Source organism: Bacillus sp. UMB0893 (assembly GCF_002858905.1).
Taxonomy (GTDB): domain Bacteria; phylum Bacillota; class Bacilli; order Bacillales; family Bacillaceae; genus Bacillus_P.
Genome location: NZ_PKLB01000002.1, coordinates 236,216 through 259,537, shown reverse-complemented (window position 1 = coordinate 259,537; position 23,322 = coordinate 236,216). Strand labels below are relative to the sequence as shown.

Below are 23,322 nucleotides of genomic sequence, written 5' to 3'. Positions count from 1 at the left end.
GTATTTCATAAAAAGAAAACAGGAGGAATAGCGGATGTCAAACATTAAAATAGGAATCATTGGAAGCGGCGGGATTGCTGCTGTCCATGCTAAAGCTTACTTGCAAATGACGGATGTAACAATTGCTGCAGTAGCAGACATCATTCCCGGAAAAGCAAAAGAATTTATTGAGCAGCTTGGAATTCACGATGCCCAGGCATTTGACAGCCATTTAGAATTGCTGGAATTGGATTTAGATGGTGTTAGTGTCTGCACGCCAAATGTCACACATCACAGAACCAGTATTGATTCACTGCTTGCTGATAAACATGTTTTAGTTGAAAAGCCGCTTGCTGTAACGCTGGAACAAGCGGTTGAAATGGTTGAGACATCACGTCGCACAGGGAAAATGCTGACGGTAGGTTTTCAGCCGAGATATGATCCAAATATGAAAACAATTAAAGAAATTGTTAAATCAGGACAGCTTGGAGATGTATATTATATTCAAACAGGCGGGGGAAGAAGAAGAGGCATGCCAGGCGGAACCTTTATTAATAAGGATTTGGCAGGAGCAGGTGCAATGGCTGATATCGGCTGTTATTCCCTGGACTTGGCATTAAATGCATTGGACTATCCTAAACCACTTACAGTTTCAGCGTATACATCCAATCACTTCGGCAAAAATCCTTTGTATCATCATGAAGCAAATCGTTTTGAGGTAGAGGATTTTGGCGTCGCAATGGTTCGTTTAGAAGGAGGGAAGGTACTGAATTTTAAAATTTCCTGGGCGATGCATATGGATTCTTTAGGACCGACTATTTTTCTCGGAACAGACGCAGGCCTCAAGCTGACTCCTGCAGGACAAGGGCCATGGAGCGGTGTTTGGGACGGAGGAATCGGCAGTATTTCATTGTTTCATGATATTGCAGGACAGCATTCAGAAACGTCAATACCCGTTATTGATCATAAAATAGATATATTCCACGAAAAAGTAAGAGATTTCGTGACGGCGATAAAAGAAAAACGCACTGCTCCTATCCCTGCTGAACAGATCTTAATCAACCAGGCGATTATTGATGGAGTCCTAAGGTCTTCTGAATTAGGAAAAGAAGTAGATATTAAAGTTCCTGTTTTTGCTTAATCATTTCACGTAATTTTTAAAAAACGCTTATTAAATTTAAGGGGTTCCGTTTAAGGAGAGAAAACAGTAAATAGCATTAAAAATAGCAGGGTAATTCGCATATGAATTAGACCTGCTTTTTTTGTTGATATAACAAGGATTTCAACCGTTTTTGTGTAGAATTAGTTACCTAATTAGCAGCCTATTTAGCAAAAGGACAATAGCTATTGCCAATCATAAAATTAGTGTGCGAAATAATGTGCTAATTGGTTTGCGAATTCCCAATTCATTTATTGCCGGAAGATTGTTGACAACCACGTTTAAATGGGACTTTTATGATATTATTATAAATAATGGATATTCCATTAAAGGGCAGGTTAGCTCTATAAGAAAAGTTAAAGGTAAATCCAATTAATAGTATAGTCATATGTACTAGATCCTTTTTGTGGTCTATTTCTTGATCGAAGAAAAATTCAAGCTGAGGGGTATTGTACCAAATAATTTACATTGCTTTTATTTTTCGAGAAAATAAAGGTACAATTAATACTTATATAGTTTATTGATGAAAAAAGATAATGAGGTAGGAAAAAATGATTGCAAAAACAGAAGAAGATTTTAATGGTTTGAAGGAAATTGGCAAAATTATTGCCTCCATTAGAGATGAATTGGTACAAAGAACAATTCCTGGCATAACGACCAAAGAACTTGATGATATAGCCGGAGAACTTTTAGAAAAAGCAGGTGCAGTTTCAGCTCCAAAAGGTGAATATGATTTTCCTGGCTATACTTGCATTAGTCTTAATGAAGAAGTGGCACATGGTATTCCGGATCATCGGGTTATTCATGAAGGGGATCTAGTAAATATAGATGTATCTGCTTCAAAGAACGGTTATTTCGCAGATACAGGAATCTCATTTGTAGTAGGAGAAGGAGAAGAAGTATTAACGAAAATATGCGACGTTGCTAAAAAGGCATTTGAAGCAGGTCTTAAGAAAGCAAAACCCGGTTCCAAAAAAAGCAGAATCGGAAAAGCAGTATTCGAAACAGCGAGACAGCATGGATTCACTGTTATCAAAAACCTTACAGGACATGGTGTTGGACGTAGAATACACGAAGCACCTGACCATATTTGTAATTATAATGATCCATGGGATAATGAAATATTAAAGGAAGGGATGGTTATCGCATTCGAACCATTTATCTCAACCTTTGAAGAAGAAGTATTCCAAAAAGAAGACGGTTGGACCTATGCTACAGAAAAAAGCTATGTAGCTCAATTGGAACATACGATTATCCTTACTAAAAATGGTCCGATTATTGTCACACTTTAATTCAAGCATAGACGGAAAAGACTCGTATTAATATAAATAGTTCGCTTACCGTGTAGGAAACTTAAATGGATTAACATATAAATTCGTAACAGTTTTAAAGAATGTTACTCGCATCTAAAAAAGAAGGATTCGATTAGTGTATCCCACATCAACCCACTTAAATAAGGGAGTTGCTTTGGCAGCTCTTTTTCTTATGGAGCTAAAGGGGCAGGTTTGTTTAATAAGAAGGATTACAGTAAGCTATTTATTAAAGGCAAATAAATGCAGATATGGGGATAAAAAATTGGGTAAAACAGTTACTTTTTCGGTTGGTACTAAATATGAAGATTCAAAGCAAACGGAAACATTCACTTTTGAAAAATTAGGAATTGACGAGGATATGGACGAAACAAAACTAAAAAAAGTAATAGACGATATTTTTCAAGCCTGGGTTTGGGATAAACTTAATATTTCTTATAGTATTGTTATAGATGGGGAAGACGCACTCGGTATAGGTGATTTTTAGTAACAATAGTGAAATTACTTATTTGGCTAACGGGTGCTTTTCTTCAATAAGACAACAAAAATGATATTCAACAATCGGGGAATCCAAGAAGAGGGTTAGCCTCTTTTTTGTAGCATCCTTTTTTAATCGGAGACTTAAAGGAACACGAGAAAATACCATTTGGTACATATGGAAGGGGAATGAAAATGAAGAATCTAGAAGAACAATATAAAAATTCATCAAATTTAAATACTCGGATCAATATACACGAGTTATATAGTACAAATAAAAAAGACTGGCATCATTGGCTATTCGAGCAATATGAGATTTCTCCAAACAGTAAAATATTAGAGATTGGATGTGGAGATGGAGCTTTTTGGCTTAAGAATAGGGACCAAATTCCTAGCAGCTGGCACATTGCCCTATCAGATTTTTCTAAGGGAATGCTTGAATCTGCTAAGGAGAAGCTACGAGAGGTGGAATCTTTTCAGTATTATCAATTAAATATTGAAGAGATTCCATTTGATGATAATAGTTTTGACGTAATAATAGCTAACCATATGCTCTACCACGTTCAAAATAGAAATATTGCTTTGAGAGAAGTTCGTCGAGTATTGAAAACAGGAGGAGTATTTTATTCCTCTACCATTGGAAAGGATCATATGAAGGAATTTGGACAATTGTTAAATAGGTTCGACCCAAAACTTGATTATGTTTCAGCAAATGAAAATGCCTTTGAATTCGGAATAGAGAATGGTGAAAATCAACTACAGCCATATTTTAATGAAATTGTTTATAAAGATTTTCCCGGAGGTCTTAATATTTCCGATGAAAGAGCCATAGCAGATTATTTACTTTCATCGACTACTGATTTAAGTGGAATATTAGTGAATGAAAAACTTATAGAGTTTCTTCAGTTTTTAAAGGAACAAAAAAAAGCAAACAATGGAGGTATAAGCATAACAAAGGCCACTGGATTATTTAAATCGAGATAACAGTGTTGTTCAACAATCGGGGGCGTTTACTGCACATAGTGATCGCCTCTTTAGCTAGGAATTGGGGATAATAGGTCAAGAATGAGTAAACTTGGAGGGAATGTATTAAAAAGAACACTTTAATTCATTGAGGTTGACTAAATTATGGATTGGCTAAAAATAGTTTGTGGACTAATTGCTATTTGTATATGGATGATATTAATTATACAAACATCTAGGTTCAATAAAGAATTTAAAAAGGCAATCAATGAAGATAGGAGTTTATCAGAGGATTTTGTACAAAGATGGGATAAGAAATCATCTAGAGAGCTTATTTTAATTATTGTGGCGTCCATTTTCTCTTTAACAGACATATTTTTTTGAATAAGCAATCGGGCTGGATTGTGGAAGAGGATAGAGGAAATTTCCTTAACCAAATAGAATAATTTTGGATCGGGAATTTTAATGAAAAGTGGTGATCTAAAATTGAAAAAGAATATTCCTAATAAAATACATATTATTGGTTCAGTTGGTATTGGGAAAACAACGTTAGCGAGATATTTATCCTCTAAGTTAAATTCCCCATTTAAAGTCTTTAGAAACATTTCACCGAGTGTTTTATCAAACACATCACAAAAAACCAAACCTTTGCAAAGGATATGGTCATTTATTACAACAATATTATGACAAAAGGTGTAATTAGCTGGGCATAAAATGTTCCTTTCCTTCATATACCGTAGTGATATGTTGAGGAGAGGACGACTCTTATGGTAAAATCTTTAGATCCAAAAAGTATTCCTAAATATGTAAATCAACTGTTCATCCCACCGGTATATATGCCTACGATTCTAAGACAACCTAACACTGGTCAGGTTATTGGCCATGAATATAAAATTAATGTTAGTGAGTTCCAGCAGCAACTCTTACCACCTGGTTTCGGTACAACCAAAGTTTATGGTTACGGTGGGATGATACAGGACCAAAACACAGGAAGTGCGGTTTATTTTAGAAGTGCTCCAGGCCCTACATTTGAAGCCATTCGAGGAATTCCTGTATATGTTCAATGGATAAACAACCTCACTGGCCCCCTTTTTCTCCCGGTGGATCCGACACTCGATTGGGCGAATCCCAATTCCATGGCAATTCCCAGGCCACCATTTCCATCATTTCCCCCGGGATTCCCTCTAGCACAGAAACCTGTACCTATTGTCACTCATTTGCACGGAGGAGAGACACCATCTTATTTTGACGGTAATCCTGATGCTTGGTTTACAGCAGATGGAAGGACCGGCATGGCATTTATAACTGATAAGTACACCTACCTAAATGTACAACAGCCTACAACCCTTTGGTATCATGACCATACCATGGGAATAAATCGTTTGACTTTATACGCTGGACTGGCAGGGGGTTATGTGCTTCGGGATATGAATGACCCCATTGCCTCGTTTCTTCCTGGTAGAGAAAATGAGATTCCGCTCATCATTCAGGACCGATCTTTTAATACTGATGGTTCTCTTTTCTATGAGCAAGTGGGGGTTAACCCAAGTATTCATCCTTACTGGGTACCAGAGTTTTTTGGAAACACAATAACGGTGAATGGAAAGGTGTGGCCGAACCTTAATGTCAAGCCTCAACAATACCGTTTTCGTCTTGTAAATGGTTCAAACGCGCGATTTTATGATTTAAAGCTTTCAAATCAACAAAAATTTATCCAGATTGGCAGCGATGGAGGTTATTTACCTCAACCTGTAGAACTGTCCTCACTTTTGATTTCACCGGCAGAACGAGCAGATATCCTTATTGATTTCTCTACTCTGACTCCGGGTACGACCGTTATTTTAATGAATAATGCTAATGCCCCTTTCCCTGGTGGAACACCAGCAGACCCGCAAACAGTTGGTCAAATTATGCAATTTACAGTCACGAATGAAACCGTCCTACCGCCAAAGAAATTGCCGCCTATTCTGAACAATATGCCGCAATTAAAGCCAACGATAAACAGAACTTTGACTTTATTCGAATTGGAGGGTCCTAATGGCCCGTTGGCAGTTACGTTAGATGGACAAATGATGCGAAATCCCGTTTCTGAGCTTCCACGAGCAGGAACGACAGAAGATTGGCAAGTTGTAAACCTTACCGATGATACTCATCCAATCCATCTTCATCTTGTTCAGTACCAGCTCGTTAGCCGCCACAAAGTCCGATCAGACGATTATTTAAGAGACTGGAAGAAACTAAATCAAACGACACCTCCGGGCACCCCGCCATATTTTATTAAGCCCAAGGTTCTGCCGATCGGCCCATATTTGCAAGGTCAGTGTATTGCACCTCCACTCAATGAGAAAGGCTGGAAGGATACTATACAAATGAATCCAGGAGAAGTAACGACTATAAGAGTTCGGTTTGCATCCCAGGATGGCAGACCGTATCAATTTGATCCTAGCCTTGGTCCTGGATATGTATGGCATTGCCATATTCTTGAACATGCGGGTAATGAAATGATGAGACCGTATAAGGTATTGCCTTAAATATCTACAAAATTAACTATGGTAAAAATCAATTTTGTTCTTTGGCAAAGTAAGGTGAACTCGTAACATAAGGTACTCCGTTAAAGGGGGCTATAATAGAATAACTTATTAACTTAGTTCAACAATGAACTGAGTTTTATTATGCAAAAAAACACCGCTAAAAGCGGTGCGAATTAATGTACGAATCCTAATGCTATTCCCGGTGCTAAATACCGTGTGATTTCAGGTTTTCCCTCCCAAAACGGAACCCCTTATATTAAATTAAGCGTTTTTTTATTTATACCAAGTTGAAATAATTGATTTATCAATTTATTCTCCCCATACTACAAAGTAGGATGTGTTACTGATGTAGAGGAGGGATTATTGATGAAAGCTGTTGGATTACATAAATATTTGCCAATCGAGCATGAAGAAAGCCTTATCGATATTGAGGTTCAAAAACCTGTTCCTGTTGGGAAAGACCTGCTTGTGGAAATCAAGGCAATTTCGATTAACCCTGTTGATACCAAGGTGCGTTCTCCAAAGGACAAAGTAGAAGAAGAGGCCAAAATTCTTGGATGGGATGCAAGCGGTGTTGTTGTGGAAGCTGGTGAAGAGTGTAAAGATTTTAAACCAGGTGATGAAGTATTTTATGCTGGCAGCATTACGAGACAAGGCACGTACAGCGAATATCATCTTGTAGATGAAAGAATCGCAGGGAAGAAACCGCAGTCACTGTCTCACGCCGAAGCAGCAGCTCTCCCGCTTACAGCTATTACAGCGTATGAAGGTTTATTTGAGCGCTTATCGATTGATCCTTCTAACAAGCAACAAAACAGAGGCAAAAGTATTTTAATCATTGGCGGAGCTGGGGGAGTCGGTTCAATCGCCATTCAACTGGCAAATTGGGCGGGCTTGACTGTCATTGCGACTGCTTCTCGCGCAGAAACAGAAGAATGGGTGAAAAACTACGGTGCTGATCAAGTCATCAATCATCATAATCCTATAAAAGACGAACTTAACAGAATTGATATGAAAGAAGTGGACTATATCTTTTGCCTGAACAACACCGATCAGCATTGGGAAGGAATGAGCGAGGTCATTAAACCGCAGGGAATGATCTGTTCCATTGTTGAAAATAAAGATCCATTGGATTTGAATCTCTTAAAAAGCAAAAGCATTACCTTTGTGTGGGAATTTATGTTCACAAGAGCCATGTACCAAACGGAAGATATGCGTAAGCAGCATCTTCTTTTAAACACAATAAGTGAACTGATTGATCAAGGAATAATCAGAACAACTTTGAATCAAACCCTTTCACCAATTAATGCAGAAAATATAAAAAAAGCACATCAAGCCGTAGAGTCAGGTAAAACAATTGGAAAAATTGTACTTGAACATTTTTAATAATGGCAATTTAATGTTATATTAGATTTATCTTATTGAACGGAGGGATTTCTAATGGCATTCATGAGCATCCGATTACGTACTTTGTTCCGCTAATTGAATAGTGACAAAGAAAATCTGATGGGTCTGCCTGTTTATAGAAATCCTAATTTACTTATGCGAAAAGAGGGAGAGAAGGTCTGCCTCTTTTTGCTGTGCTAAAAAGTGAATCGTTTCCAATGCGGATTCTCCTCCGATAACATCAAGTGTCAAAGAGGAGAGATAAGGATGACAGCTGAATGATTAACGCTTGCCCGAAATCATGGATTATATCTTATTGAAGAAACTGCAGAATTAAATGAGTCTGGCATGGATTTTCAAGTTGTTTTTGCAGAAGATGAGAATGACATTTCATAGGTGCTGAGAAGACTAAGACGTCCTGATGTTATTGGAAGAGGTGCAAATGAAGGGAAAGTCCTGAATTTAGTTCGTCAGCATCTGCAGGTCAGTGTACCTGAATGGAAAATTAATTCACCAGAATTAATTGCTTATCCAAGAGTTCCTGGAATACAGGCTGCATCGATTGACATGACGATTCGAAATTATGTTTGGTACATGAACAATGAAGAGCCTTCGTTTTCATTTACCCGCTCATTGGCGCAAGCTATGGCCGATTTGCACAATATTGATCATCGAAAGGCTGCAGAATGCGGAGTTGAAATTTTAAGCCCTGCACAAGTTCGGCAATCTCTGCGTGAGAGGTTGGAAAATGTTAAAAAGGAATTGGGTGTAGCAAATGACCTATGGAATCGCTGGCAAAGATGGCTTGCAGATGATTCATTTTGCCTGATCACTCTTCATTTATACACGGGGATCTGCATCCGCCTCATATATTAATAGATAAAGACGAGAATGTATGCGGAATACTTGTTTGGACCGAGGCAAAAGTGTCCGATCCAGGCAAAGATTTTGTTTTATATGCTACTATTTTTGGAGAAAAAGAACTTCAGATCTTGCTAATGCCGGTGGCACGGTTTGGACGAGAATGAAAGAGCATATTGTCGAATTTTAGGCTGCCTAAGCAATTGATATTGCTGAATTTGCTTTGTCAACAAAAGAGGATGATCATTTTCAAATGGCACGTGAAGCTTTAGGCCTCTAATATAACGGATACAGCGGTCTTACTTTTAAGTACTTTTAAAGTAAGACCGTTATTTAAGCTGGATTATTAATTGAATAATAAGAAAAATCTAAAAATCGATTGAATAAGGAGAAGGAGAATGTTTTAATGTATTTATAGGTTGAACACTTGTCAGATATGTGATGTCAGAAAAGAAAGGCTGTGAATAAGTGCTTATCGAAAAAATTACTGCTAAGAAAGTATCAGATTCCGTCAGTGAACAAATTGAAAAGATGATCGTAGATGGCTCGTTAACTGCAGGTGAAAAGCTTCCTTCAGTAAGAGAGCTTTGTGAGAGGTTTGGTGTAGGAAGATCCGCGGTAAGGGATGCGATAACTGCCTTAAAAGGTAAAGGTCTTGTAAATGTTAAGCAGGGCGAGGGAACGTATGTCAGCGAGTTCGATTCTGCACAGATTTTCAGGCGAAGTTTTTTGCTGCCAAATCCGGGAGATATCAGCGAGCTATTTCAAGTCAGAAAAATAGTGGAAACAGGCATGGCTGAAATGGCTGCATCAAATCGCACAGACAATGACCTCGAACATATGAAAACGATTTTAGTTAATCAAAATGGAACCCCATGGGAAGATGACTACCAGTTTCACTTAGCCATTGCGAAGGCATCTGGAAACAAACTTCTTATTGAGTTTGTCCAATTTATTTCGTCAACTATTAAAAACGCAATGATTGATTTTCATCAATTTATTCAAAATGATCATGAAACGGTTCAAACCATTTCCAGACACCATGACAAAATCTTCGAAAGTATATCTGAAGGAAAACCGCTTCAATCAAATCAAATGATGCTTCAGCATTTAACGTTCGTAGAATCTATCCTTCATAAGAGTCTTCAGCAGAACAATTGAATTTTTTTAGAAATATCACAAAACAGTGTTTGTTATTACAAAACAATTGGAGGTGCAGTTTTGATCCAAACAGAAATAACATCCATTTTACCTGCTGAAAAAGTAAAACAAGATAAACAAGATCACCAATTGCTCGGCAACAATGGGGAAATTACAGTTTTTCCAACCACAGAAGGTGAAATTGCAAATGTGTTAAAATTTGCAAATGAAAATGGCAAAAAAATCTCCATAATTGGCGGAGGGACAAAACGGGGATTTGGAGGTTTAACTGAACAAACTGATATTCAATTATCCATGGCAAATTACACAGGAATTACAGAGCATACACCTGGTGATATGACGATTACGGTCAAAGCAGGCACTACATTTAAAGAGCTTCAGGATTATTTAGCCAAGTACAGCCAAAAGGTTTCACTCGACCCGTCCTGGCCAGAGTATTCTACTATCGGAGGTATTATCGCTTCGAATGAAAGCGGTCCCAAACGACTTGGCTACGGCTCGTCAAGAGATTCTGTTATTGGACTTAGAATGGTTTATCCCGATGGCAGTGTCATTCGCTCTGGGGGGAAGGTTGTGAAAAACGTTGCCGGATATGATATGAACAAATTATTCATAGGTTCAATGGGAACGCTCGGTGTTGTGTCAGAAATCACTTTAAAACTGAGACCCCTTCCAAAATATGAAACTCTGATTCTTTTATCATTTCCACGTGTAATTCAGGAAGAAATGCGATCATTTGTAATCACATTGCTTGATTCAGTGATGGAGCCTGTTGCTTTGGAATTGTTAAGTCCGGCCATTTCCAAACGATTAACAGGCCAAAATATGTATTCGCTTGCAATAAGCTTTGAAGATGTCGAATCCTCTGTTCACTACCAAGAGGAATTTATAAAAAGCATTCTCCCTGAAGGATCTATATTATCAATTCTGCCTCAAGCTGAAGCGGAATTATTTTGGGAAGCGTTTTACCGGACAGTGCCGAATGGAGCAATAGATCAGCAGCCTATTCAAATAACAGAAGCTGTTTTAAAAATTGGAGTAAAAAACCACGATGTTTTTCAAGTCATGAAAGAATGTGAAGTTTTGCAAAAGTCAATTTCAATTGAAGGACATGGAGGATTAGGCCATGGTTTATGCCAGTTAACGCTAAAAGGTACGAATAGTGAAGTGATGACAGCAATTGCACATATTAGACAAGTCATATCAGATCTTGGAGGATACACCATTATCAAGCATTTGCCATACTCATTACGTCAAAAAACGGAAGTATGGGGTGAAATACCATCGTATTTCTTTCTGATCGAAGGCATAAAAGCAGCTGTTGATCCAAATCGAATCCTGAATTACAAACGTTACTTAGGAGGGATCTGAAATGAGTATAAGAGAAAGTGACTTAAAGAAGGCATCACCTGCATGTACAACAACAAGCCTCAGCAATTATTTATGGAAGGATCATCCGGATGAAAGCAAGTGGGCAGATTGTGTCCATTGCGGCATGTGTCTTGAATCCTGCCCAACTTATGAAATTACTGGCCAGGAACAGCATTCACCGCGAGGCCGGGTTCATTTGATCAAGTCGGTGGCAGATGGAAAGCTTCAAGTAAACGAACAATTTATGGATCCTGTCTTTGCCTGTCTTGATTGCCGTGCCTGTACGACCGCATGTCCAGCTGATGTGGATGTCGGCGGCCTCATTGAAGAAGCGCGCGGACAAATTCGCCAGGCTATGCCGCTGACTGGAGTGAAAGGAACAATCAGCAAATTCTTTCTCAAAGGGCTGTTTCCTCATCAAAACCGCTTAAATACAGTTGGAAGTTTGCTTAAGTTTTATCAAAAAAGCGGGGTTCAAAAAGCGGTCCGTACAACTGGAATGATGAAGATCATGCCTAAGCATTTGGCTGAAATGGAGGCCATCATGCCTGAAATTAAGCAGCCAGTACGCAAAAAGTACAAGAATCACAATGTTATTCCTGCTCTAGGAAAGACAAAGACTCAAGTATCTTTCCTTACAGGCTGTGTCATGGACGTCATGTTCAGTGACATCAATGAGTCAACAATAAATGTTTTAACAAGAAACGGGAATGATGTTACCATTCCGCAAAATCAAACGTGCTGCGGAGCCCTTCACGTACATGCAGGCGATAGAGATACAGGCCGTAAACTTGCCAAGCAGAACATCGAAGCGTTTAAAGACTCAGATAAAGTGATCGTGAATGCTGCAGGTTGCGGGTGCATGCTGAAGGAATATGGAGAATTATTCAGAGAAGTAGACACGCAATGGCATGACCGGGCGGAAGAATTTGCTGCAAAAGTAGTGGATGTTTCAAAATACCTTCATGACACAGGCTATGAAAAGCCTAAAGCAGAATTAAACACAAGGATTACCTATCATGATGCATGCCACTTGGCACATGGTCAAGGTGTGCGTCAGGAGCCGCGAGATATTTTACTTGATATTCCTGGTGTGGAAATGGTTCATATGCCAAACGCTGACAGATGCTGCGGAAGTGCCGGGATTTACAATATTACTAACCCGGAAATGGCAGGGGCTGTGCTTGAAAGCAAGATGGAACATGTACCTGATGATGTTGAAATGATTTCAATGGGGAACCCTGGCTGTATGCTGCAGATGGCAATGGGTGTTCAAAAATACGGAAGAAATCAAAAGGTTGTTCATACGATTCAGCTGCTGGATTGGGCCTATCAAATGGAAAAAAGCAGGGAGGAGGAGATGTAATGGCAATCAAAGGAATTAAAACTAAAGATAAACACATCCAGAACCTCGCAAAATTGACCGGCGGACCTTCATCAATCCTTTATCATAAAGAAGATTTGATTGCTTATGACTGTGATGGTTTTACGATTCATAAGCACTTGCCGAAAGCTGTTGTGTTTCCAAAAAATACAGAAGAAGTTTCTGCCATTGTAAAATACTGTTCAGTGAATAATCTCCCTTTCCTTGCCAGAGGAGCTGGAACAGGGTTAAGCGGAGGAGCCATTCCTATTAATGGTGAAGTCATTATCAGCCTTGTCAAAATGAAAAAACTGATCAGCGTTGATCTTGAAAATAGAAGAGCGGTTGTTGAGCCCGGCTTTGTTAATCTTAAATTAACCAACTCAATCGCGGATAAAGGCTATTACTATGCACCAGATCCGTCAAGTCAATATTGCTGTACAATTGGCGGCAATGTTGCTGAAAATGCAGGAGGAGCACATTGCCTCAAATATGGGGTAACGACAAATCATATTTTGGGTCTTGAAGTTGTTTTGCCGAATGGCGAGATTATAGAGATTGGAAAAAACGGAATTCCAGACACCCCGGGCTATGACTTGCTTGGATTAATTACCGGATCGGAAGGGACTCTTGGAATCGTTACAAAAATTACAGTGCGTATTTTGAAAAATCCTGAAGCGAAACAGACTGTTCTCGCTTATTTTGATAAAGCTGCGGATGGAAGTCAGGCAGTTTCAGATATTATTTCAGCCGGAATTGTTCCCGCCGCTCTTGAAATGATGGATAAGGTCGCGATTGAAGGTGTCGAAGCTGCTGCTTTTCCAGTTGGCCATCCGAGGGACATTGAAGCTGTCCTATTAATAGAAGTAGATGGAATTTCAGCAGGTATTGACGAACAAATCACCCAAATTCTTGAAGTGTGCACAAATTGGAATGTCCGAGAGGTAAAGGTTGCTGATAACGAAGCAGAACGTGCAAGATGGTGGGCAAACAGAAAGACAGGCTTTGGAGCAATGGGGGCTATTTCGCCAGATTATCTTGTTCAGGATGGGGTGATTCCGAGAAGCAGACTTCCTGAAGTTTTGAGCAAAATCAATCAAATCAGCGAGGAATCTGGACTTCGGATTGCGAATATTTTTCATGCAGGAGATGGCAATTTACATCCTCTCGTTTTGTTTGATTCAAGGATTCCAGGACAGACAGAAATGGCATTAAAGGCAGGAAGTGCTTGTTTGCAGGTTTGTGCTGAAGTTGGAGGAACGATTACTGGCGAGCATGGTGTAGGAATAGAAAAGAGAGAGGAAATGCGTTTTGTTTTTACAGACGAAGAAATTCTCGCACAAACGAAAATCCGCGAAGTATTTAATCCAGAGAATTTATTAAATGCAGGTAAATTATTTCCAAGCCCAGGCCGCTGTGCTGAAGTAAAAAAAGAGATGAAAGCAGCAGGATTATAAAAAAATAGTGGAATGTTCTGAAAATGATTGAAAACGCTTTGTTTTTCATGATATTATTTTTTTAAACAAAGAAAAACGGCGTTTTGTAATAACAAACAATAGGAGGAACTTAAAGATGAAAGGCTATGTTCAAACAGGAAATCTTCAAGTAGCAGACATACTCTATGAATTTATCAATTCAGAAGCATTACCGCAGACAGGCTTAGACAAAGAAAAGTTTTGGTCTGGTTTTGAAGCCATTGTAAAAGACTTGACGCCAAAGAACAAAGAATTATTGGCAATTCGAGACGAGATTCAAAACAAAATCAATACGTGGCACAGAGAAAACAATCAAACATTTGACTTTGAAACGTATAAGGGCTTTTTACAGGAGATTGGCTATCTTGAACCAGAGGCAGAGGATTTTAAGATTACGACTGAAAATGTTGATAATGAAATCGCAGTTCAGGCAGGACCTCAATTAGTTGTGCCAGTAAATAATGCACGCTACGCCATAAATGCTGCAAATGCACGCTGGGGAAGTTTATATGATGCTCTTTATGGAACAGATGCAATAAGTGAAGAAGATGGCGCACATAGGGAAGGAAAGTACAACCCGGTACGCGGGGAAAAGGTCATAGAGTTTGCAAAAAACTTCCTTGATGAAACGGTGCCATTAAAAGATGCATCTCATAAAGATGCTGCAGAATACGTCATTGTTGATGGGAAATTAGCTGTAACGTTAAGCAATGGTCAAAAAACTGGGCTGCAGGAAGAAGAAAAACTTGCAGGCTACCAAGGAGATTCAAATTCTCCAACAGCCATATTACTGAAAAATAATGGTTTGCATTTTGAAATTCAAATCGATCGCAGCCATTCAATCGGGAAAACAGATCTTTCAGGTGTGAAAGATATCCTGCTTGAAGCAGCACTGACAACTATTATGGATTGTGAAGATTCGGTTACAGCCGTAGATGCTGAGGATAAAGTGATTGTTTACCGCAATTGGCTCGGGTTAATGACAGGAAATTTAGCGTCATCGTTTAAAAAGGGCAATGAAACAATAACACGTACATTAAATCCTGATCGAATCTATACTTCTGTAAACGGCGATGAATTTACTCTTTCTGGAAGATCGCTGATGTTTGTGAGAAATGTTGGTCATTTAATGACGAATAATGCCATTCTGGATGAAAATGGCGATGAAATTCAAGAAGGTATTTTAGATTGCGTGATCACTAGTTTGCTTGCTAAACATAGCTTGCTTGGAACAGGAAAGTATCAAAACTCTTCAAAAGGATCTGTGTATATCGTTAAGCCAAAGATGCATGGATCTAAAGAAACTTCTTTTGCAAATACACTATTTAATAGAGTTGAGGATTTGCTGGAGCTCGAACGCAATACTATTAAAATTGGCGTAATGGATGAAGAGAGAAGAACATCGCTGAATTTGAAAGCCTCTATCCGCGAAGTAAAGGACCGGATTGCATTTATTAATACAGGGTTTTTAGACAGAACAGGGGATGAAATTCATACTTCCATGGAAGCCGGTCCTATGATACCGAAAAATGAAATGAAATCTTCAGCATGGCTGCAAGGCTATGAAAAATCAAATGTTTATGCCGGTTTAGATAGCGGCTTCCAAGGACGTGCCCAAATTGGAAAAGGGATGTGGGCGATGCCTGATCTAATGGCAGAGATGATGAAGCAGAAGGTAGGTCATCTAAAAGCCGGAGCTAATACAGCATGGGTTCCTTCACCTGCTGCGGCTACTCTGCACGCTCTGCATTATCATCAGGTTGATGTTAATGAGGTGCAAAAGCAATTAATCAAGGAATCTCAGGATTTGAGAGATGATATCTTAAAAATTCCAGTTGCTCAGGCTGCATCTTGGAGCAAAGAGGACATTCAGAAAGAGCTGGATAACAACGCACAGGGTATACTTGGCTATGTTGTGCGCTGGGTCGAACAAGGTGTCGGCTGCTCTAAAGTACCAGATTACTATAATGTTGGATTGATGGAAGATCGGGCTACATTGCGTATTTCCAGTCAGCATTTAGCAAACTGGCTCCATCATGGAATTTGCACAAAAGAGCAGGTTCGAGAAACGCTTGAACGTATGGCAAAAGTAGTTGATAAACAAAACGAAGGTGATCCGCTTTATCTGCCAATGGCACCTAACTACAACGATTCGGTTGCTTTCAAGGCTGCATGTGACCTTGTTTTTGAGGGGTATGATCAGCCAAATGGCTACACAGAACCCATTTTGCATCGCAGACGATTAGAAGCAAAAGCTAAATTTGCAGTAAAGCTTTAAGATCATAAATCTATTTTAGGAGTTGAGGCAATGCAGCACCTTCGGGAAAAATCGCTGGAACTTCATAAGCGTTCACATGGGAAATTAAGTGTCACTGTAAAAGTTTCCGTAGAAGATGCACATGATTTAAGTTTAGTTTATTCCCCAGGAGTGGCAGAGCCTTGCAAAGAAATTCATCTAGACCCTGAAAAAGTATATGACTATACGATGAAAGGCAATTTGGTTGCTGTCATTTCAGATGGATCAGCGGTTTTAGGGTTAGGAGATATCGGTGCTGCTGCTTCAATGCCTGTAATGGAAGGGAAGGCTGCTTTATTTAAAGCATTTGCTGACATTGATGCCTTTCCGCTCTGTTTAAATACAAGTGATCCCGAGCAGATCATTTCGATTGTGAAAGCGATGGAACCAACTTTTGGCGGAGTGAACCTTGAAGATATCTCAGCGCCTAACTGCTTTATCATCGAGGAACGATTAAAAAAAGAGATGAAAATTCCCGTATTTCATGATGATCAGCATGGCACAGCCATTGTTACGGCTGCTGGACTTATCAATGCCCTAAAGATGGTAAACAAACGCCTGGAAAACGTTAAAATTGTTTTGAATGGCGCAGGTGCCGCAGGAATTGCCATCGCAAAGCTGCTTATTGAAATGGGTGCTGAAAATCTAATCATGTGTGATACGAAAGGCGTGATTTATAAAGGCCGGCCAAATGGCATGAATGCCATGAAAGAAGTGATATCAGAACTGACAAATAAGAGTCTTTTTCAAGGGACCCTAGGTGAAGCACTCAAGGATGCCGATGTGTTTATTGGAGTTTCTGCTGCAGGAGCAGTTGCGCCTGAAATGGTTCAAAGCATGAATAAGGATGCGATCATCTTTGCGATGGCAAACCCAGATCCTGAAATCATGCCGGAGCTTGCGAAAGCTGCTGGAGCTGCCATTATAGGAACAGGGAGATCTGATCTGCCAAATCAAGTCAATAATGTCCTTGCGTTCCCAGGGATTTTTAAGGGAGCTCTCCAAGTTCAGGCTACTGAAATCAATGAAGACATGAAAATGGCTGCCGTTTATGCAATCGCAGACTTAATTACACTTGATGAGCTGGATTATGAATATGTCATTCCTCATGCTTTTGATAAAAGGGTCGCGGCAGCAGTAACAGAAGCCGTTGCAAAAGCTGCCGTTAAATCAGGAGCTGTACGCATAACAACTATTTGAGAGGAGTAAGCCAATGAAATTCGTACGATTTAAAGATCAAAATACTGATCGTGCAGGGATATTGCTTGACGGGGAAATTAAAGGGATTCAAGGTGATATTTTTGGAGAATGGGCGTACACAGGTCAGTCTTTTCAAAAAAATGAGGTACAGCTTCTTGCACCAATAGAACCGAATCAGATTATTGGAATTGGAGCGAACTATGTTTCAAACACAAAGGATATACCTGAGGTTCTGCCTGAGATCCCGGTATTTTTCTTCAAGCCGGCATCCTCCGTCATTGGCCCAGAAGAGAAAATTGTGATTCCAAACGGTGCAGATCAGGTTAAATTTGAATCAGAACTTGCTGTTGTTATAGGCAAAGAGGCAAAAAACGTGGCAGAATCAGATGTATTCGACTATGTGTTTGGCTATACAGTCGGAAATGATGTTACTGCACCTGCCTTTTTTCACGGGGACGGACATTGGACAATCGGAAAATCATTTGATACATTTACTCCGCTTGGTCCTGTGATTGAAACAGAACTTGATCTTTCCATAATACATGTGGAAGCTAGATTAAATGGAACATTGAAACAGGATAGCTCTACAGATTTAATGATCATTCCAATAAGGAAGATGATCTCCTACCTTACTAGTGTGATGACACTTAGACCGGGAGATGTAATATTAACTGGCAGTCCGGTTGGAGCTGAATTTGTTAGGAATGGTGATGTGATAGAGTGTGAAATCAAGGAAATCGGCACTCTTCGCAATACATTTGCAAGTGCAAGAAAAAGCGTAAAAAGCTAGCAGATCCAATTCGATTACCCGGAATCATTCATGATATAATAGTAGGAATGACAATTTGCACCAGAGGTGAGAGAGTTGGATCGAGAAAATATGGTAAAGTCCGTCAGCAGGGCGCTTGATATTATCACGCTCGTCAGTTTAAAGAAAGGCGGACTTGGCGTTACAGAGATTGCGAATCAGATTGATATAAATAAAAGTTCCGTATATCGGATTTTATCAACCCTTGTGCAGTACGGGTATGTTGAACAAGATCACGAAACAGGAAAGTACAAGCTTGGATATAAATTTTTAGAAATCAGTTCAAAGCTGCTTGAATCGATTGATCTAAGAGCAGAGGCCAGAATGTACCTGCAGGAGCTTGAAAATGAAACAAATGAGGTTATTCATTTAGTCGTTTACGATCAAGGTGAAGTTGTTTATATTGAAAAATTAGATGGCAATGAAACGCTGAGGATGCATTCAAAAGTAGGCAAGCGTGCCCCCATGCATTGTACGTCAGTCGGGAAGGCAATTCTAGCTCACCTTCCTTCAAGCATTGTATTGGATATTCTGGATCGAAAAGGGTTGCCAATGCATACTGACAAAACGATTACAAATAAAGAAGCTTTCCTGGCAGAGCTGATGATAGTCAGACAAAAAGGATATGCTCTTGATTTAGAAGAGAATGAATACGGAATAACGTGTATTGCTGTACCGATTTTTGATCATATGGGCCAAGCCATTGCTGCAGTCAGTATTTCAGGCCCGACAATCCGGATGACAGAACAGAGATTAGACCAGCTTCAAATCCGCATGCAGCATATTGGCAAACAAATTTCGGGAAGGCTTGGTTTTGAAAATAAGAATCTATCATGAGATGACAATTTGTTCGAGTTCACTTTTAAAAAAGGTATTTCGGACAAATTTTTTTTGTAAAATTAATAGATTTAATTTTCATAATATTTTTTTATTAATATCGATGCATTATATCATTTTGCGATCCTTTGTGTATGCATCAATAAGTAATTGTTTATCATGTGTTTCTTAGTTGTAAACAGCTAGAAACGAGGTTGCTTAATACGAAACAAAAGGAGGAAATAAAGATGAGTACGGCTATGTTAGGATTTTTATCACTGCTGCCGATCTTAGTTGTGGGAATCTTCTTAGTTGGTCTTAGGTGGCCAGCCAGTAAAGCTATGCCGATTTCCTATTTAACTGCAATTGGACTTGCACTTTTTGTATGGAAGGTTCCTGGTGCTACCGTTGCAGCAGCATCTGTAAATGGATTAGTCGTAGCAGCAACGTTATTGTACATTATTTTTGGAGCAATACTGCTTTTAAACACACTGCAGGAAAGCGGGGGTATTAAGTCCATACGTCAAGGCTTCACAGATATTTCAGTCGACAGGCGGATACAGGTCATCATTATTGCTTGGCTTTTTGGTTCATTTATTGAAGGGGCATCAGGTTTCGGAACACCTGCTGCAGTTGCCGTTCCGTTGATGGTTGGTTTAGGATTTCCAGCTATGGCCGCAGTTATTGCAGGAATGGTCATTCAAAGTACGCCTGTTTCATTTGGTGCTGTTGGCACACCGATGCTAGTCGGAGTCCAAACAGGTTTATCAGCAGATGCGACGATCACCGATGATTTTCTCTCACTAGTCACAGCAATCGGCGGACAAGTGGCGATTTTGCACATGATTGCTGGAACACTGATTCCACTGTTTGTTGTTGCATTAATGACGAGATATTTCGGAAAAAACAAATCTTTTTCAGAAGGCTTGAAGGTTTGGAAATTCGCTTTGTTCTCTGCATTTGCTATGACAATTCCTTATGTCATTGTTGCAAATACACTTGGACCAGAATTTCCGTCGATGGTCGGTGGCTTAGTCGGACTCGCCATTGTTGTTTTTGCCGCTAAAAAAGGGTTCCTTATGCCGCCAAAAGAAGAGGCATGGGATTTTGAAGAAAAGTCTAAATGGGATCCAGAATGGGCCGGGTCAATTGAAATCAAAGATATCTCACATAAAAGCGGAAACATGAGCTTGTTTAAGGCATGGGCTCCTTATATTCTAGTTGGTGCATTTTTAGTCATTTCAAGATTGAAAGCGCTTCCCGTCATTGGATGGCTTCAATCATGGGTTGTATCGTTTCCTAACATGTTTGGTTCTGAAGTCAGCGCAAGCTTTCAGCCGCTGTATTTGCCAGGAACGATCTTTATGTTAGTTTCCCTTATTACATTTTTTCTTCATGGGATGAATGGAAACGCATACAAATTTGCTTGGTCTCAATCAGCTAAAACAACCTTAGCAGCTTCAACCGCTCTTGTTTTTACCGTACCGATGGTGCAGGTATTTACAAATTCAAAAGGTGGCGCAGCGGGTTTTGATGCTATGCCAATCGAACTGGCAAATGGTGCTGCAGCAATAGCAGGTGAATTTTGGCCGTTTTTCGCTACTTTTATAGGCGGAATTGGAGCTTTTATCGCAGGCAGCAACACGGTCAGCAACATGATGTTCAGTTTATTCCAATATGATGTCGGCTTACAAATTGGGGTAGATCCTACCTGGATTGTTGCACTTCAGGCCGTAGGGGGAGCCGCAGGGAACATGATTTGTGTTCATAATGTTGTTGCCGCATCAGCGGTTGTAGGTTTAATCGGAAAAGAAGGGGTTGTGATACGGAAAACATTATTTCCATTCACTTATTATGCTCTTTTATCCGGTGCAGTCGGCTATTCGATTGTATGGTATTCACAAAAAGGAATCTTCAATCTTGGCTCATATATTGCTGTCGCGATTGCAATGGCTGCCATTTATATTGTGGCAACGAATCAGAAGCGTGCTGCTTTAATTGTTAGCGATGATAGAAGTATGAAATCATAGAATTAAATTTATTTGTGCAAAAGCTGCCATTTTGATGGCAGCTTTTTATGTTGGCTGAAATGAGTGAAAACAGTATAACTTTTATTTTTACTAATCTATAAATTACTTTATCTTGCTATTTTATTGAGTAAATGTTTGTTTCCGAACACCATAAGTATATACTTAAATTGGAGGTGAACCGTTTGAAATCGAAAAAATCAAACATCCCTGATGCTTTCTGGAATGCCATAAAGGAAAGTGACTCTGAGTATGATGACATGTTTTTCTATGGTGTAGAAACGACAGGCATTTTTTGCCGGCCTTCCTGCAAATCTAGGCTGCCCAATAAAGAAAATGTGCTCATCTTCAAAAATGCATATATAGCTTTAGAAGAGAACTTCAGACCATGTAAACGATGTAAACCCGACGGCTTGCATTTGCCTGCTGAGCAATGGATCGAACAAATTGTTCAATGGATTGATCAGTATTATTTTGAGTCATTAACATTGCAAACATTGGCAGATATATCACACGGCAGTCCTTATCACCTGCAGAGATTATTTAAAAAAGTAAAAGGTATATCACCTTCTGAATATGTTCAGCAAGTTCGTCTGGAAAAAGCAATCTATCAGCTTGAGACGACCGAGTTATCGATATCTGACATAGGTCTTGCTGTGGGATTCTCGAGCACACCATACTTCATTACCCTTTTTAAAAAGAGGTTGGGGGAAACACCATCAGCATATCGAAAAGATTACCGGCAAAACATGAAGAAGGAGCTGAAGAATAGAGATGAACACGGAAGTACAAATTATTGAATGGGCTATTATGGAATACGGACAGTGGCAATTTTATACAGCTAAGACTGAAAAGGGACTTTGTTATATAGGCTCGCCTGGTAAAACGTTCGAGGAGCTCAAAGCTTGGATCCATAAACGCTTTCCTGATGCGCGGTTAATTGAAAATGAAGATGCTTTAAAACCATATATTAATGAAATATGTGAATATTTAGAAGGAAATAGGCAGTCTTTTTCAATAAACATAGATATAAAAGGTACTCCATTTCAAGAAGAAATTTGGGCAGCCTTAAAGGAAATTCCTTATGGAAAAACATGTTCTTATTCGGATATTGCCAAGTTTATTCAAAGACCAGCGGCCGTTCGTGCAGTTGGAACAGCGATTGGGGCCAATCCTGTTTTGATTACGGTCCCATGCCACCGTGTAATTGGAAAGAATGGAGCAATAACAGGTTACAGGGGGGGAATAGCCATGAAACAATATTTGCTCCAATTAGAAACTCAAAGAGGGTCGACAAATTCATATTGATGTGAGTCCTAAAATTTAGCCGCTCTGCTGGATGTATTTTTCTGTTTTAAGTACGTTATTTGAATTAGAAGGGTTTGCAATCTTCTATCTAGAGGTCGGTATGGATCGAAATTATTTTTCGATGCAAAATATTATTCCAAACAACTAAGGAGAACCGAATGAATGAAAAAAAACTAGTAGGTGAAAAAGCTGCAGAATTTGTTAAAGACGGAATGATTGTAGGACTTGGAACGGGTTCTACAGTATATTACACACTCGAAAAACTTGGACAGCTGGTTAAGGAAGGTCTTCAAATGAAAGGAATTCCCACTTCAGCTGCTACAGAAAAGCTGGCACATGAATTTGGCATACCACTTACTAGTTTTCTGGAAGCTGCATATATTGATGTTGCCATTGATGGTGCAGATGAAGTGGATGCACACCTGAACCTGATTAAAGGGGGAGGAGGAGCACTTTTAAGGGAAAAAATCATTGCCAGCGCAGCTGATACCTTTATAGTTGTTGCTGATTCCACTAAAATGTCTGAGCAACTGGGCTCGTTTCGGCTTCCAGTTGAAGTGCTTCCGTTTGGGAATGAGATAACAGAAAAAAAAATCAGAACGCTTGGATGTTTGCCAGAGCTTCGTTTATTGAATAGCAATCCTTATAAAACAGATAATGGCAACTTGATTTTTGATTGTGCGTTTGCAAAAATAATGGAGCCAAAAGAAGTGGAAAGAAACCTTAACATGATCCCAGGTGTAGTCGAAAATGGGTTATTTGTAGGTATAGCTGATATGGCTATTACGCTTAATGCAGAAAATAAAATTATGATACATAAACGCTAAATAT

Annotated in this window: 18 protein-coding genes and 2 pseudogenes; all 20 read left to right on the top strand. The window is 39.4% G+C overall.

The genetic code is table 11. The features are described from left to right. Positions 1-34 precede the first annotated feature (34 nt). The 20 genes and pseudogenes from CYJ36_RS06935 (at position 35) to rpiA (ending at position 23,318) form a co-directional block, all read left to right on the top strand. A complete protein-coding gene (locus tag CYJ36_RS06935; RefSeq protein WP_101566173.1) occupies positions 35-1,120 on the top strand; it encodes a Gfo/Idh/MocA family protein in 1,086 nt (361 codons plus the stop codon). 569 nt (positions 1,121-1,689) lie between these two features. Beyond that, positions 1,690-2,430, top strand: a complete 741-nt coding sequence (gene map, locus CYJ36_RS06930) for a type I methionyl aminopeptidase (protein ID WP_101566171.1) — start codon at positions 1,690-1,692, stop codon at positions 2,428-2,430. Positions 2,431-2,566: 136 nt separating this feature from the next. Continuing rightward, positions 2,567-2,935, top strand: a complete 369-nt coding sequence (locus tag CYJ36_RS24330; RefSeq protein WP_257962411.1) for a DUF7167 family protein — start codon at positions 2,567-2,569, stop codon at positions 2,933-2,935. Between the two features lie 185 nt (positions 2,936-3,120). Continuing rightward, positions 3,121-3,909 (top strand): class I SAM-dependent methyltransferase, encoded by a 789-nt coding sequence (locus CYJ36_RS06920; protein WP_180850124.1) that lies wholly within the window; start codon positions 3,121-3,123, stop codon positions 3,907-3,909. A gap of 465 nt (positions 3,910-4,374) precedes the next feature. After that, a pseudogene (locus CYJ36_RS24325) lies at positions 4,375-4,474 on the top strand (DNA topology modulation protein FlaR); the annotation flags it as partial. A gap of 181 nt (positions 4,475-4,655) precedes the next feature. Then, a complete protein-coding gene (locus tag CYJ36_RS06905; RefSeq protein ID WP_101566165.1) occupies positions 4,656-6,419 on the top strand; it encodes a multicopper oxidase family protein in 1,764 nt (587 codons plus the stop codon). Positions 6,420-6,785: 366 nt separating this feature from the next. Then, the gene (locus CYJ36_RS06900) at positions 6,786-7,805 is read left to right on the top strand and encodes a zinc-binding alcohol dehydrogenase family protein (RefSeq protein ID WP_101566164.1); all 1,020 of its coding nucleotides are present in this window, start codon (positions 6,786-6,788) and stop codon (positions 7,803-7,805) included. A 282-nt stretch (positions 7,806-8,087) separates the two neighbouring features. Next, a pseudogene (locus tag CYJ36_RS06895) lies at positions 8,088-8,946 on the top strand (macrolide 2'-phosphotransferase); the annotation flags it as partial. 188 nt (positions 8,947-9,134) lie between these two features. Further along, complete coding sequence (locus tag CYJ36_RS06890; RefSeq protein WP_101566161.1) at positions 9,135-9,827, top strand: FadR/GntR family transcriptional regulator; 693 nt, start codon at positions 9,135-9,137, stop codon at positions 9,825-9,827. Between the two features lie 60 nt (positions 9,828-9,887). After that, entirely contained in the window at positions 9,888-11,198 is a 1,311-nt protein-coding gene (locus CYJ36_RS06885) for an FAD-binding oxidoreductase (RefSeq protein ID WP_101566159.1), read from the top strand. Position 11,199: 1 nt separating this feature from the next. Then, positions 11,200-12,564 (top strand): (Fe-S)-binding protein, encoded by a 1,365-nt coding sequence (locus tag CYJ36_RS06880; RefSeq protein ID WP_101566157.1) that lies wholly within the window; start codon positions 11,200-11,202, stop codon positions 12,562-12,564. Next, a complete protein-coding gene (locus CYJ36_RS06875; protein WP_101566156.1) occupies positions 12,564-14,018 on the top strand; it encodes an FAD-linked oxidase C-terminal domain-containing protein in 1,455 nt (484 codons plus the stop codon). Before CYJ36_RS06880 ends, CYJ36_RS06875 begins: the two co-directional genes overlap by 1 nt. Positions 14,019-14,133: 115 nt before the next feature. Continuing rightward, complete coding sequence (locus tag CYJ36_RS06870) at positions 14,134-16,314, top strand: malate synthase G (RefSeq protein ID WP_101566154.1); 2,181 nt, start codon at positions 14,134-14,136, stop codon at positions 16,312-16,314. Positions 16,315-16,344: 30 nt separating this feature from the next. After that, positions 16,345-17,532 carry an NAD(P)-dependent malic enzyme gene (locus CYJ36_RS06865; RefSeq protein WP_101566152.1) on the top strand — a complete coding sequence of 396 codons (1,188 nt, stop codon included), beginning with the start codon at positions 16,345-16,347 and terminating at the stop codon, positions 17,530-17,532. 13 nt (positions 17,533-17,545) lie between these two features. Then, positions 17,546-18,322: a fumarylacetoacetate hydrolase family protein gene (locus CYJ36_RS06860; RefSeq protein WP_101566150.1), complete on the top strand. Its 777-nt coding sequence runs from the start codon at positions 17,546-17,548 to the stop codon at positions 18,320-18,322. A 75-nt stretch (positions 18,323-18,397) separates the two neighbouring features. Continuing rightward, entirely contained in the window at positions 18,398-19,177 is a 780-nt protein-coding gene (locus tag CYJ36_RS06855; protein WP_101566149.1) for an IclR family transcriptional regulator, read from the top strand. 227 nt (positions 19,178-19,404) lie between these two features. Further along, a complete protein-coding gene (locus CYJ36_RS06850) occupies positions 19,405-21,186 on the top strand; it encodes an L-lactate permease (RefSeq protein ID WP_101566147.1) in 1,782 nt (593 codons plus the stop codon). 182 nt (positions 21,187-21,368) lie between these two features. Beyond that, the gene (locus CYJ36_RS06845; protein ID WP_257962410.1) at positions 21,369-21,983 is read left to right on the top strand and encodes a bifunctional transcriptional activator/DNA repair enzyme AdaA; all 615 of its coding nucleotides are present in this window, start codon (positions 21,369-21,371) and stop codon (positions 21,981-21,983) included. Beyond that, positions 21,958-22,491 (top strand): methylated-DNA--[protein]-cysteine S-methyltransferase, encoded by a 534-nt coding sequence (locus tag CYJ36_RS06840; protein WP_101566143.1) that lies wholly within the window; start codon positions 21,958-21,960, stop codon positions 22,489-22,491. The genes CYJ36_RS06845 and CYJ36_RS06840 overlap by 26 nt, the downstream gene beginning before the upstream one ends. A 158-nt stretch (positions 22,492-22,649) precedes the next feature. Further along, the gene (gene rpiA / locus CYJ36_RS06835; RefSeq protein WP_101566141.1) at positions 22,650-23,318 is read left to right on the top strand and encodes a ribose-5-phosphate isomerase RpiA; all 669 of its coding nucleotides are present in this window, start codon (positions 22,650-22,652) and stop codon (positions 23,316-23,318) included. The last annotated feature ends 4 nt before the right edge of the window (positions 23,319-23,322 follow it).

Coding starts and splice junctions, on each gene's coding strand:
- CYJ36_RS06875 (WP_101566156.1), top strand. CDS start 12,564: ATGGCAATCAAAGGAATTAAAACTAAAGATAAACACATCCAGAACCTC.
- CYJ36_RS06850 (WP_101566147.1), top strand. CDS start 19,405: ATGAGTACGGCTATGTTAGGATTTTTATCACTGCTGCCGATCTTAGTT.
- CYJ36_RS06860 (WP_101566150.1), top strand. CDS start 17,546: ATGAAATTCGTACGATTTAAAGATCAAAATACTGATCGTGCAGGGATA.
- CYJ36_RS06900 (WP_101566164.1), top strand. CDS start 6,786: ATGAAAGCTGTTGGATTACATAAATATTTGCCAATCGAGCATGAAGAA.
- CYJ36_RS06870 (WP_101566154.1), top strand. CDS start 14,134: ATGAAAGGCTATGTTCAAACAGGAAATCTTCAAGTAGCAGACATACTC.
- map (WP_101566171.1), top strand. CDS start 1,690: ATGATTGCAAAAACAGAAGAAGATTTTAATGGTTTGAAGGAAATTGGC.
- CYJ36_RS06865 (WP_101566152.1), top strand. CDS start 16,345: ATGCAGCACCTTCGGGAAAAATCGCTGGAACTTCATAAGCGTTCACAT.
- CYJ36_RS06905 (WP_101566165.1), top strand. CDS start 4,656: ATGGTAAAATCTTTAGATCCAAAAAGTATTCCTAAATATGTAAATCAA.
- CYJ36_RS06920 (WP_180850124.1), top strand. CDS start 3,121: ATGAAGAATCTAGAAGAACAATATAAAAATTCATCAAATTTAAATACT.
- CYJ36_RS06880 (WP_101566157.1), top strand. CDS start 11,200: ATGAGTATAAGAGAAAGTGACTTAAAGAAGGCATCACCTGCATGTACA.
- CYJ36_RS06935 (WP_101566173.1), top strand. CDS start 35: ATGTCAAACATTAAAATAGGAATCATTGGAAGCGGCGGGATTGCTGCT.
- rpiA (WP_101566141.1), top strand. CDS start 22,650: ATGAATGAAAAAAAACTAGTAGGTGAAAAAGCTGCAGAATTTGTTAAA.
- CYJ36_RS06840 (WP_101566143.1), top strand. CDS start 21,958: ATGAACACGGAAGTACAAATTATTGAATGGGCTATTATGGAATACGGA.